The sequence below is a fragment of the Methylobacterium sp. 10 genome (genome assembly GCF_000519085.1).
Lineage (GTDB): Bacteria > Pseudomonadota > Alphaproteobacteria > Rhizobiales > Beijerinckiaceae > Methylobacterium.
Window position 1 is genome coordinate 824,807 of the sequence record NZ_KI912577.1, and the last position, 12,360, is coordinate 837,166.

The 12,360-nt window shown below is 69.5% G+C and carries 11 protein-coding genes; 7 read left to right on the plus strand and 4 right to left on the minus strand.

Features of this window, described 5'->3' with window-relative positions; all coding sequences use genetic code 11:
- Positions 1 to 63 precede the first annotated feature (63 nt).
- Positions 64 to 738, minus strand: coding sequence for an isochorismatase family cysteine hydrolase (locus K368_RS0103770; RefSeq protein WP_027171220.1), 675 nt, complete (start codon positions 736 to 738; stop codon positions 64 to 66).
- A 154-nt stretch (positions 739 to 892) separates the two neighbouring features.
- Positions 893 to 1,633: a GntR family transcriptional regulator gene (locus tag K368_RS0103775; RefSeq protein ID WP_027171221.1), complete on the minus strand. Its 741-nt coding sequence runs from the start codon at positions 1,631 to 1,633 to the stop codon at positions 893 to 895.
- Between the two features lie 235 nt (positions 1,634 to 1,868).
- Between K368_RS0103775 and K368_RS0103780 the strand changes: the two genes are divergently transcribed.
- The 6 genes from K368_RS0103780 to K368_RS0103805 all read left to right on the plus strand — a co-directional run bounded on the left by K368_RS0103780 (position 1,869) and on the right by K368_RS0103805 (position 9,437).
- Positions 1,869 to 2,891, plus strand: coding sequence for a hypothetical protein (locus K368_RS0103780; protein ID WP_027171222.1), 1,023 nt, complete (start codon positions 1,869 to 1,871; stop codon positions 2,889 to 2,891).
- 65 nt (positions 2,892 to 2,956) lie between these two features.
- A complete protein-coding gene (locus K368_RS0103785; RefSeq protein ID WP_027171223.1) occupies positions 2,957 to 4,321 on the plus strand; it encodes an 8-oxoguanine deaminase in 1,365 nt (454 codons plus the stop codon).
- A gap of 2 nt (positions 4,322 to 4,323) precedes the next feature.
- Entirely contained in the window at positions 4,324 to 5,925 is a 1,602-nt protein-coding gene (locus K368_RS0103790; RefSeq protein ID WP_027171224.1) for an ABC transporter ATP-binding protein, read from the plus strand.
- 341 nt (positions 5,926 to 6,266) lie between these two features.
- The gene (locus K368_RS0103795; protein ID WP_027171225.1) at positions 6,267 to 7,358 is read left to right on the plus strand and encodes an ABC transporter permease; all 1,092 of its coding nucleotides are present in this window, start codon (positions 6,267 to 6,269) and stop codon (positions 7,356 to 7,358) included.
- 29 nt (positions 7,359 to 7,387) lie between these two features.
- Positions 7,388 to 8,314 carry an ABC transporter permease gene (locus K368_RS0103800; RefSeq protein WP_027171226.1) on the plus strand — a complete coding sequence of 309 codons (927 nt, stop codon included), beginning with the start codon at positions 7,388 to 7,390 and terminating at the stop codon, positions 8,312 to 8,314.
- Between the two features lie 67 nt (positions 8,315 to 8,381).
- Positions 8,382 to 9,437: a BMP family ABC transporter substrate-binding protein gene (locus K368_RS0103805; protein WP_155934996.1), complete on the plus strand. Its 1,056-nt coding sequence runs from the start codon at positions 8,382 to 8,384 to the stop codon at positions 9,435 to 9,437.
- Between the two features lie 85 nt (positions 9,438 to 9,522).
- Here the strand turns inward: K368_RS0103805 and K368_RS0103810 are convergent, their stop codons facing one another.
- Both K368_RS0103810 and uraD read right to left on the minus strand, forming a co-directional pair.
- Entirely contained in the window at positions 9,523 to 9,786 is a 264-nt protein-coding gene (locus tag K368_RS0103810; protein WP_027171228.1) for a hypothetical protein, read from the minus strand.
- A gap of 105 nt (positions 9,787 to 9,891) precedes the next feature.
- Positions 9,892 to 10,788, minus strand: coding sequence for a 2-oxo-4-hydroxy-4-carboxy-5-ureidoimidazoline decarboxylase (gene uraD, locus K368_RS0103815; protein ID WP_027171229.1), 897 nt, complete (start codon positions 10,786 to 10,788; stop codon positions 9,892 to 9,894).
- Between the two features lie 228 nt (positions 10,789 to 11,016).
- Between uraD and K368_RS0103820 the strand changes: the two genes are divergently transcribed.
- Positions 11,017 to 12,351 carry a nucleobase:cation symporter-2 family protein gene (locus tag K368_RS0103820; RefSeq protein WP_036266719.1) on the plus strand — a complete coding sequence of 445 codons (1,335 nt, stop codon included), beginning with the start codon at positions 11,017 to 11,019 and terminating at the stop codon, positions 12,349 to 12,351.
- The last annotated feature ends 9 nt before the right edge of the window (positions 12,352 to 12,360 follow it).

The following is a 12,360-nucleotide window of genomic DNA, read 5'->3' on the forward strand; positions in this document are numbered from 1 at the left end:
CTCACCGTGGTGCCCTCCATCGTGCCGAGGCGGGGCGAAGGTGCCGCGCCGGAAAAAAGGGGTTCAGCCGTGCCGGCCGAGGGCAGCGATGACGCTGTCCGAATCCGAGACCCAGCCGAAGATGCCGCCCTGCGCCTTGATCATCGCGAGCCCGGCGGCGTGGAACTCTGGGATGTACGAACCGCAGGCATCGGCCACGACGACGCAGCGATAGCCGCGGTCGTTGGCCTCGCGCACCGTCGTGTGCACGCAGACCTCGGTGGTCACGCCGCAGACGAGAAGGGTGGCGATGTTGCGGGCCGCGAGCACGTCGGCGAGTTCGGTGGCGTAGAAGGCGCCCTTGCCGGGCTTGTCGATCACCGGCTCCCCATCCTGCGGCGCCAGCGCGGGAATGATGTCGTGCCCGGGTTCGCCGCGGATCAGGATGCGGCCCATCGGTCCGGGCTGACCGATCCGCGCCGTGGGCTCACCGCGCTCCAGCTTGGCCGGCGGCGCATCCGAGAGGTCCGGCCGGTGCCCCTCCCGTGTATGCACGACCAGGAGTCCGGACGCGCGGGCCGCGTCGAGGAGGGCTCTCGTCGGGGGCACGGCGGAGGCGAGGAGCGAGACGTCGTTGCCGAGGCTCTCGCCGAAGCCGCCGGGCTCGAGGAAGTCGCGCTGCATGTCGATGATGACGAGGGCCGTGCTCGATGCATCGAAGGGGAGCGGGGACGGCTGGGCTTCGAGGAGGTTGGGCATCAGGGGCCTCGCGCCATCGCGAATCGGACCGGCTGGGCTTCATGATGTATGCAAGGACCGGAAAAACCCTGCCCAAACCATACACTTCGATGCCCGAAGATTGGCCTCGTCCTGGCGAGCTTCTATGCATGCTCCCCGAGGGGAGCCGACCCCGTCAGCGCGGCGGGCGCGCCTTGCCCGCGCGGACCGGCGCGGCGATCCGCTCTAGGCGGTCGCGCGCCCGTTCTCCGGCCGCTTCGCGCGCGGCGGCGCTCTGGGCGTCAAGGGTCTCGAAGGCGTCTTCGACGACGCTCATGTGGACGAGCATCGCGGAATTCGCGGCGGCGGCGTCCCGCGCGAGGACGGCGCGGACGACGAGGCCGTGCTCGGCATGCGAGCGGGCGAGGCGCCCCGGTGCCTGGAACTGGACGCGGCGGTACGGCGTCAGCCGCCGCCGCAGATTGCGGGCGATCTCGTCCACCACCGTGTTGTGGGCGCCCTCGTAGAGGAGCCCGTGGAAATCCCGGTTGGCGACGACGTAGCTGTCGTGGTCCCCGGCCTCGGCGAGGGCGCCCATGCGCTCATGCAGCATCCGAAGCTGGCCGCGCTCCGTCGACGTCATGCTGAGGGTCGAGAGGCGGGCGCAGGTCGCCTCGATCTCGCCCATGGCGATGAACAGCATGTCGAGCTGGTCCGGCGTGATCGTCCGCACGGTGGCGCCGAAGCGGGGGCGCAGGTCGATCAGGCCGGTGCCGTTGAGAAGCCGCAGGGCATCGCGCACCGGCGTGCGCGAGACGCCGAAGCGCGTGGCCAGGACCTGTTCGTCCAGCCGGGCGCCCGGAGGGAATTCACCCGACAGGATGGCGTCGGCGATTCTGTCGGACAGGCTTTCGGAGTGGGTCGGGGACGCAGGCACTGTGGTCTCGGTTCACGACACGCGATCGGCGCAGGGACGGCATGCGCGCGCCATGAGCCTGCGCGCGCCATGAGTACGACGAGTTTCCCGCGTGCCGCAACGTGACGGCGTTGCGGCCCGATGCCGGGAATGCGTTGCAATTATATGACTCCACCCATCGGCGGTTGGCCGGTGGCCCGCGATGGCACATCGGTTGCGGACATCCCCTCACAGGCTGCGAATGAGGAGAAGCACGATGGTCGCACGGGGGCTCACGGTCGCGGCTCTGTCGCTCGGCATGATCGGATGCGGCATGATCGACGGCAGCATGGCGGCCGACATCGATCCGGTGAAGACGCTCAAGGTCGCCGAGCCGGCACCGGTGAAGGCGCCGTCCTTCTTCCTGTTCTCCGATACGCAGGTGAGCTTTCGCTATCAGTTCCCGGCCGCGGAGCCGGGCGTGCAGATCCAGAAGGCGGATGGCAGCTTCCGCAATCGCGACATCCCGAAATACATCACCAACATCTCCCATGCCGACGCCTGGGCCTATGGCACGAACTTCTTCTCCCTCGACATCCTGCAATCGACGTCACAGGATCCGGCGGGGACCACCAACGTCCCGGGCGGTTTCGCGCAATACGATCACGGCGCCACGGAAGCCTACGGCCTCTATCGCGGCACCCTGAGCCTGAACGCCCTCACCGGGACGAAGGCCTTCGCCATTCCCGGCATCGTCAAGGACGTCTCGCTCTCCTTCGGTTTCGATGCGAACGCCAAGAACACCGCCTTCGGTCCCAAGAAGCGCGACGTCGTCGGGGGCCTGACATTCTCGGTGGACGTGCCGGCGGGCTTCCTCAACATCAGCGTCCATGCCTACAAGGAATGGAACCGCAACGGCTTCAACGTCCAGCCCGACCGTGACGTCAGCTTCGACACCGTTCCAGAGTTCGAGATCGTCTACAATTTCCCGCTGACCTTCCTCCCGAACCTTCCGCTGAGCATCGCCGGCTTCAACAACATCGTGACGCCGAAGGGCAAGGGTATCCGTGACCCGTTCAACTATCCGGGCGGCTATTATCCGGGGACGGGCGTCGAGTTCCTGTCGCGGACGAACCTCGTCCTCGATATCGGCAAGCTGATCTGGAATCAGCCCAACAAGCTCGATGCCTTCATCGGGTTCCAGTACTGGCTGAACAAGTTCGGCAACGTCGATCGCGCGAACTTCAAGGGAAACGAAGAGAAGAGCTTCCTTGCCGGCCTCGCCTTTCACATCTTCTGAAGGCACGGATACCCGAAGGGCCTGAAATGTGCTCCGCTCCGGGGCACATGACATCGGGAGCCAGGATGAGCGAACGAGACGCCGGAGCCCGCCGCCTCTGGATCAGGAACCCGCTGACGATCCTCGCGGCGGAGTCCGCCGGCGGCCTCGTCGTCGAGGGGTCGCGCATCGTGGAGCTCGTGGCGTCGGGCGGGACGCCGGCGGCACCGGTGCACGAGACCTTCGACGCCTCGCGCCACGTGGTCATTCCCGGCCTCGTCAACACCCATCACCATGTCTTCCAGACGCTGACGCGCGCCCATCCCCTGGCGATCAACAAGCCGCTGTTTCCCTGGCTGAAGGCGCTCTACACGGTCTGGGACAAGCTCACCCCGGACGCGTTCCGCCTCGCCACCCGGCTGGCCTATACCGAACTCCTGCTGTCGGGCTGCACCACGGCGGGCGACCACCACTACCTGTTCCCAAAGGGGCTCGAGAGGTCCGTCGACATCCAGGTCGAGGAGGCGAAGAGCCTCGGCATCCGCGCCGTCGTCACCCGTGGCTCGATGAGCGTGTCGGTGCGTGACGGCGGCCTGCCGCCGGACACCCTGGTTCAGGACGACGACACCATCCTGTCCGACAGCGAACGGGTGCTCAACCTGTTCCACGACACCGCGCCCGGCGCGATGGTGCAGATCGGGCTGGCGCCGTGCTCGCCGTTCGCCGTGACGAAGCGGCTGATGCAGGAGAGCGCGGCACTGGCCGAACGCCACGATTGCCGCCTGCACACCCATCTCGGGGAAACCCTCGACGAGGAAGCCTATTGTGTGTCGACGTTCGGGCTGCGCCCGGTCGACTACCTGGAGGAGGTCGGCTGGATGAGCCCGCGTGCGTGGCTCGCCCACGGCATCCACTTCAACGACGCGGAGATCGCCCGCCTCGGCAAGGCGGGGGTCGGCGTCTGCCATTGCCCGACCTCGAACATGACCCTGGCCTCGGGGTGCTGCCGCACCTGCGATCTCGAGGCGGCGGGAAGCCCCGTCGGCCTCGGCGTCGACGGCTCGGCCTCGAACGACAACTCGAACCTGATGGAGGGCGTCCGGCACGCCCTGATGCTGAACCGCCTCACCTACGGCGCGGAGAAGGTCACCCATCTCGACGCCCTGCGCTGGGCCACCGAGGGCTCCGCCGCCTGCCTCGGGCGCAGCGACATCGGACGGATCGAGGAGGGCCGCGAGGCCGACCTCGCCCTGTTCACCCTCGACGAACTGCGCTTCTCCGGCAGCCACGATCCGCTGGCGGCCCTGGTCCTGTGCGGGGCGCACCGGGCCGACCGGGTGATGGTCGCCGGGCAATGGCGGGTGATCGACGGGCACCCGGTCGGGCTCGACACGCGACGGCTTCGCGAGGAGCACTCGCGCCTGGCCCGACACCTGTTCGGCACGGTTTGACGATGGCGACCGCACCCTTTCCCTCCGCCCCGCCGCCCGGCCCGAGGCCGGGACCGACCCCGCTCTTCGGCGCCTACGGCATCGTCAAGCGCTTCGGCAGCTTCACGGCGAATGACGGCGTCGATCTCGAGATCCGCGCCGGCGAGATCCACGCCCTTCTGGGCGAGAACGGCGCCGGCAAATCGACCCTGATGAAGATCCTCTACGGCCTGCTGGAGCCGACGGAGGGCGTCGTCACGCACAAGGGCGACATCGTGCAGCTGCCCAACCCGGAAGCCGCCCGCCGGCTCGGGATCGGCATGGTCTTCCAGCATTTCTCCCTCTGCGAGAACCTGACGGTGGCCGAGAACATCGCCCTCGTCATGCCCAAGGACCTGTCCGGCCGGGCGCTGGCCGACCGCATCGCCAAGCTCGGCATCGATTACGGCCTGCATCTCGAACCGGATCGCCCGGTCTGGTCGCTCTCGGCGGGCGAGCGCCAGCGCATCGAGATCGTCCGCTGCCTGCTCCAGGACCCGAGCCTCGTCATCCTCGACGAGCCCACCTCGGTGCTCACCCCCGGCGAGGCGGAGGTGCTGTTTACCATGCTGGAGCGCCTGCGCGCGGAGGGCCGGGCGCTGCTCTACATCTCGCACCGCCTCGATGAGGTGCGGCGCCTTTGCGTGCGCGCCACCATCCTGCGCGGCGGCAAGGTGGTGGGCGCCTGCAACCCCCAGGAGGAGACGGCCCGCTCGCTTGCCGCCATGATGGTGGGCAGCGCGGTCCGCGAGGTCACGGGGCGCGCGGCCGGGACGGTGGGCGCGGAACGCCTGCGCCTCGACCGCCTCACCCTCCCCGCTCCGGGCCTGCACGCCACCTCGCTGCGCGACGTCACCCTCGGCGTCTCCGGCGGTGAGATCCTCGGCATCGCCGGCATCGCCGGCAACGGCCAGGCCGAACTCTTCGCCGCCCTGTCCGGCGAGACCCGCGCGCCGGACCCGGACGCCGTGCGCATCGACGGTGCGGCCGTGGGGGCGCTCGGCATCAACGCGCGCCGGCGCCTCGGCGCGGCGTTCGTACCGGAGGAGCGCAACGGCCACGCGGCGGCCCCCCTCATGAGCCTCTCCGAGAACGCCCTGCTCTCGCGCTACCCGACCGCGCCGCTGACCCGCTTCGGCCTGCTCCGTCTCGGGGCCGCGCGCGATCTCGCCAGACGGGTGATCGAGGCCTTCGACGTGCGCAAGGCGGGGCCGGACCCTGCCGCCGGCACCCTGTCGGGCGGCAACCTCCAGAAATTCGTGGTCGGCCGCGAGATCCTGGCGGAGCCCGGCGTGCTCGTGATCAACCAGCCGACCTGGGGCGTCGATGCGGCGGCGGCGGCGCATATCCGGCAGGCGGTGATCGACCTGTCCGCGCGCGGCGCCGCGATCCTGGTCATCAGCCAGGACCTCGACGAGCTGTTCGAGATCGCCGGCTCCATCGCCGTGCTACACGATGGCACGCTCTCGACGGCGGTGCCCGCGGGCGAGACGACCCGCGAGGCCATCGGCCTGCTCATGGGCGGATCGGGAGACGCGTCGGCCGAACCTCGGGACGCGTCAAAGGCGGTGACCCATGCGCACTGACCGATGCCCGCGCATCCCCTCTCCCCGCACGCGGGGCTACCGGATTCACACATCCGCTCGACGGCTATTCTCGCCAACCGGAGGCATCACTATGAGGCGCGCCGGTCTCCCTCTCCTGGAAGGAGAGGGTTGGGGTGAGGTGTGGTCCATCTCCGGAAAACTCACCCACCTCACCCTGTCCCTTTCCTTCCAGGAGAGGGGACACGTGGTGTCCGCGAGATGGGTGAACATCGTAGGCGCGGGGGAAGAGGGGATGCTCTCCCTCCTCGGAAGCTATCCCGAGACGCAGCGTGGGCGGGCAAGGGATCGCGCGCCGGGTCCGACGACACGCGGAGCGCATCATGCGTCTTGACCTCGTTCCCCGCACCCGCCGCTCTCCGGTGCTCGACATCCTCTCTCCGGCGCTGGCCTTCGTGGCGGCGGTGCTGATCGGCGGCATCGCCGTGGCGGCCCTGGGGGTCTCGCCGGGCGACGCCTTCGTCACCTATTTCGTCACCCCCCTGAGCGAGGTCTGGTCGCTCCAGGAGATCGCCCTGAAGGCCGCGCCCCTGGCGCTGATCGCCACCGGTCTCGCGTTCTGCTACCGCGCCAATCTCTGGAACATCGGGGCCGAGGGCCAGTTCGTCGTCGGCGGCCTGGCCGGCGGCTGGGTCGGCGTCGCCACGCACGGCATGGGCGGGTTCACGCTCTGGATCCTGCCCGCGATGCTGATCGCCGGGACGCTCGCGGGCGCCGCCTACGCGATGATTCCGGCGGTCCTGAAGGTCCGCCTCGGCGTCTCCGAGATCCTCACGAGCCTGATGCTCGTCTACGTCGCCCAGCTCCTCCTCGACTACATGGTCCGCGGTCCCTTGCGCGATCCGGCGGGCTACAACTTTCCCCAGAGCGTCGGCTTCGATCCCGCGGCGCGGCTGCCCTACCTCATGGAGGGCGAGACGCTGCATGCGGGCGTGGTGGTCGCCTTTCTCGCCGTGGTGCTGGCCACCGTCGTGCTGGCCCGCACCCTGTTCGGATTCGAGGTGCGGGTCGTCGGCGCGAGCCCGAGGGCGGCGCGTTTCGCCGGTTTCTCCGATGCCCGCCTGACGCTCGCCGTCTTCGCCATCTCCGGCGGCGCGGCGGGCCTTGCCGGCATCGTCGAGGTGGCGGGAAAGATCGGGCAGCTCCAGCCGGAGATCTCGCCGGGCTACGGCTTCACCGCGATCATCGTCGCCTTCCTCGGGCGGCTCTCACCGCCGGGCATCCTGATCGCCGCCATCGTCATCGCGCTGACCACCATCGGCGGCGAGGGCGCGCAGATCGATCTGAAGTTGCCCCTCGACCTGACCCGCGCCTTCCAGGGCCTGCTCCTCGGCCTCGTCCTCGGGGCCGACGTCTTTGCCGGCTATCACGTGCGGCTCGTGCCGGGCGGCCCGTCCGGCCGCCCGGTCTCGTAGAGGCATTTCGAGGGATATCGGAGCCGATCATGACCCTCGACATCGTCCAGATGGTCCTCATCACGGTCCTGGCGGCCGCGACCCCCCTGATCCTCGCCGGCATCGGCGAACTCGTCGCCGAGCGCTCCGGCGTGCTCAACCTCGGCGTGGAGGGGATGATGATCTTCGGCGCGGCCGTCAGCTTCGCCGTGGCGGTGCAGACCGGTTCGACCTTCCTCGGCGCACTCGGCGGCGCCGCCGCCGGCCTGCTGCTGGCCGCCCTGTTCGGCATCCTCACCGTCGGGCTCGCCGCGAACCAGGTCGCCTCCGGCCTCTCGCTGACCATCCTGGGGCTCGGCCTGTCGGGGCTGGTGGGCGCGAACTACGTCGGGATGAAGCGCGATCCGGCACCGCACCTGTCCCTCCCCGGTCTCACGGACCTGCCCGGACTCGGCCGCCTCGTCTTCGGCCAGGACGCCTTCGTCTATACGGCGGTCGCCCTCGTCGTCGCCGTGTCGTGGTTCCTGTGGCGGACGCGGGCGGGCCTGACCCTGCGCGCCATCGGCGACGACCACGTGGCGACCCACGCCCTCGGACTGAAGGTGCGCAAGGTCCGCTTCCTCTCGGTGCTGTTCGGGGGCGCCTGCGCCGGGCTCGGCGGGGCCTATCTCGCGCTGGCCTACACCCCGTTCTGGTCGCCGGGGATGACGGCGGGCCGCGGCTGGATCGCCCTCGCCCTGGTGGTCTTCGCCTCGTGGCGGCCCCTGCGGGTCGCGGCGGGGGCCCTGCTGTTCGGCGGGGCGACGGTGCTGCAGCTCCACGCCCAGGCCGCCGGCCTCGGCCTGCCGGGCCAGCTCCTCTCCGCCCTGCCCTATCTCGCCACCATCCTGGCCCTGGTCTTGCTCTCACTCGGGCAGCGCCACGGCGGCTCGCTGGCGCCCGCCTCGCTCGGGCGGGTCTTCACGCCGAGCCGATGACACGCGAGCGATTCCGACGACCGTGCGGCACTGGATCAAGAGGGACGACACGATGCGGGGCAGGTCAATGAGGTTCGGCGGTGCGGTTCTGTGCGCGATGCTCGCCGCCGGGCCGGCGCTTGCGGCCGACAAGCTGAAGGTCGGTTTCGTCTATGTCGGGCCGGTCGCCGATTTCGGGTACTCCTACCAGCACGACCTCAGCCGCAAGGCCCTGGCGGAGGCCTTGCCCGACAAGGTCGAGACCACCTTCCTCGAGAACGTGCCCGAGGCCGACAGCGAGCGCTCCATCGAGAAACTCGCCCGCTCCGGCGCCGGCCTGATCTTCACCACCTCCTTCGGCTTCATGGAGCCGACCCTGAAGGTGGCGCGGAAGTTTCCCAAGGTGAAGTTCGAGCACGCCACCGGCTACAAGCGCTCCGACAACGTCTCGACCTATTCCGCCCGGTTCTACGAGGGCCGCTACGTCTGCGGGAAGATCGCCGGCACGCTCTCGAAATCCGGCACGGTGGGCTACATCGCGTCCTTCCCGATCCCGGAAGTCGTCAGCGGCATCAACGCCTTCATGCTCGGGGCGCAGGCGGTCAACCCGAACATCAAGATCAAGGTCGTCTGGGTGAACACCTGGTTCGATCCGGGCAAGGAGGCGGAGGCGGCCAAGGCGCTCCTCGCGCAGGGGGCCGACATCCTGACCCAGCACACCGACTCGGCCGCCCCCCTCCAGGAAGCCGAGAAGCAGGGCAAGCTCGCCTTCGGCCAGTCCTCCGACCAGTACCGCTTCGCCCCCAAGGCCCAGCTCACCTCCATCACCGACGACTGGAACGGCTACGTGATCGCGGAGGCCAAGGCGGTCCTCGACGGCACCTGGAAGAGCCACGACACCTGGGGCGGCATCAAGGACGGCATGGTCGTGCTGGCCCCCTTCACCAACATGCCCGACGACGTGAAGGCCATGGCCGAGGAGACCAAGCGGGCCATCGCCGACGGGAAGATCCACCCCTTCGCGGGGCCGGTGCTGAAGCAGGACGGAAGCGTCGCCGTGAAGGAGGGCGAGACCGCCCCCGACGCGATGATCCTCGGCATGAACTGGTACGTGAAGGGGATCGACGACAAGCTGACCCAATAACCCCGGACTCTACGCCGTCGCATGGAAAGAAGCCCCGCCGGAGCGTCCCGGCGGGGCTTCTTCGTTCATGAGAGCGCCACTGCGATCAGTGGTTGTGGTGGCGCGCCGGCCGGTCGGCCTTCGGCTCGTCGGAGGGCGGGGGAGCCGGCACACCGACTCCGCGCGGCGCGGCGATGGCATCGCCGCTCCGGATCGCCTCCCGCTCGTTCTGCGGGCCGGCGATGCCCTCGGTCCCGCCGGGCGCCGTCGCCGGGTCGCGGCCGGCGGGCGCACCGGTCCCCTGGGCGAGGGCCGCGCCGGTCAACCCGAAGAGCCCGCACACAGCGAGGGCCGACATCGTCATACGCATGGTCGATGACCTTTCAAGAGAGGCAAAGAGCAAGAGAACCGTAAAACGAGAAGCAAGTCTTTGGCCGCTCGAAGAAAATCGATGCAGGGTCGGAGAGGTTCCGCGTCAGCTCCCGCGATAGGTCTGATAGCTCCAGGGGGTCGCCACCAGCGGCACGTGATAATGGCCTTCCGGGTCGCCCACCCCGAAGCGCAGGGGCACGATGTCGAGGAAGGGCGGTTCGGGGAGGGCGGGGCCTGGACCCGCTCCGACCCGCCGGAAATGGTCGCCGAGTCCGAAGCGCAGCTCGTAGGTGGCGATCGGCACGGGGCGCCCATGGATCAGGGGCATGTCGGTGCGGCCGTCCGCGTCGGTGACCGCGCGCGCCACCAGCACCGTCTCCGTCGCCGAGACGAACTCGACGAGGTCGACGGCCACCCCGGCGGCCGGCTTCCCCCGGACGGTGTCGAGGACATGGGTCGAGATCCGGCCCGTGGTCGAGAGCGGCCCGGGGCCGCTCACCAGGGCGTTCAGGCGGATCGCGGCGATCCGCATCACCTCGGCCTCGGCCGTGCGCCGCTCCACATCGGGAACGGATGCCAGCCGCGCCTCGAAGGTCTTCAGCAGCGAGGCACGGCCGTGCCGCTTGACGCACAGGATGAAGGGGATCCCGAATTTTTCGCGGTAGGCCGCGTTGAGCGCCTCGAACCGGGCGTATTCCGCCTGCGACATCCGATCGAGGCCGGCCGCGGCCTGTTCCGCGATGGACTCGAGGGCTATGGCCCCGGAGCGGGCGGCGCGCCCGGCGAGTTCGGGATGCCCGGTGAGCAGGGCGAGGCGACGGGTGTCCTGCGCATTGTGGACCGCATCGCGCATGGCGGTGAACAGCGCCTCCACGGTGGCGAAGGGCCGCTGCGGCAGGGCCGCCTCGGCCACCCAGGGCGCGTGTTCGAACACGGCACCGAGCACGGCGACGAAATCCGCGTCCGAGGCCTCGTTCAGAGCTGCGAGTGTCGATGCCATGGCGGCCGGGTCCCCGTTGAACGCAGGCGATGACGACGCATCGCAGGCCCGGCCGGTGCAGGCAACGGGCCATGCGCGCCATCGCGGGGTCCGGCCCGGTGGCACACGCTTTGCGCCCTCGGACAGCGCATCCCCGGTGAGGGATCGACTCGGAGCGGCGGAGGCGTCGACCCCATGACCAGTGCCACGACCATGGCCGCACCTCCCGACACCGCCGGACCGGCCGGCATGCCCGTGGCGACGGTACCTCCCGTCGCCCTCGGCCTGCTCGGGCTGCAGCACGTCCTCGTGATGTATGCCGGCGCCGTCGCGGTGCCGCTGATCGTCGGGCGAGCCCTGAAACTCCCGCCGGATCAGGTGGCGATGCTGGTGAGCGCCGACCTGTTCGCATGCGGCCTCGCGACGCTGCTGCAGAGCTGGGGCCTGCCGGGGATCGGCGTGCGCATGCCGGTGATGATGGGCGTCACCTTCGCCGCCGTCACGCCCATGGTCGCCATGGGCACCAATCCCGAGATCGGGCTGACCGGCATCTACGGCGCCGTGATCGCGTCCGGCCTGTTCGCGTTTCTCGTGGCCCCCCTCATCGGACGGCTGCTGCCGCTGTTCCCGCCCGTGGTGACCGGCACGATCATCCTGGTGATCGGCGTGTCGCTGATGAAGGTGGGCGTGAACTGGGCCGCCGGAGGGATCGGCAACCCGGATTACGGGGCGCCGCTCCATCTCGCCATCGCCGCCTTCGTGCTGTGCGTGATCCTGGCGATCACCCGCTACGGCACCGGCTTCGTCAATTCGGCCTCGGTGCTCATCGGCATCGTCGCCGGGATGCTCGTGGCCGGATTCGTCGGGCTGGTCGATCTCGGGCATGTGGCCACCGCGTCCTGGTTCGACGTGGTGCGGCCCTTCGCCTTCGGTGCCCCGACCTTCGATCCCGTCTCGATCGTCACCCTCTGCATCGTGATGATCGTGGTGATGATCGAATCGACCGGCATGTTCCTGGCCCTCGCCGAGATCTGCGCGGACCCTGTCGACGAGAGGCGCCTGACCAGGGGCCTGCGCGGCGACGGTCTCGGCACCATCATCGGCGGCGTCTTCAACACGTTCCCCTACACCTCGTTCTCGCAGAATATCGGGCTCGTGGGCGTCACCGGGGTGCGCACCCGCTACGTCGCGGTGGTCGGCGGGTTCGTCATGCTCGGGCTCGGCCTCATTCCGAAGCTCGCGGCCCTCGTGGAGGCGGTGCCGCAATGCGTGCTCGGCGGGGCCGGGCTCGTGATGTTCGGGATGGTCGGCGCGACGGGCGTGCGCATCCTCGGCGCGGTGGACTTCGCCCGCAATCGCAACAACCTGTTCATCGTTGCGGTCTCCATGGGTTTCGGCATGATCCCCCTCGTCGCCCCGGCCTTCTTCAAGCAGATGCCGCATGCGCTGCACCCGCTCCTCGAATCCGGAATCCTGCTCTGCGCGATCGCGGCGGTGAGCCTGAACCTGTTCTTCAACGGCCTGACCGGCGACGAGGCCGCCCGCGCCGCCGCCCGGCATCAGGCGGCGTCCTCCGAGCATTGACGACGGCCG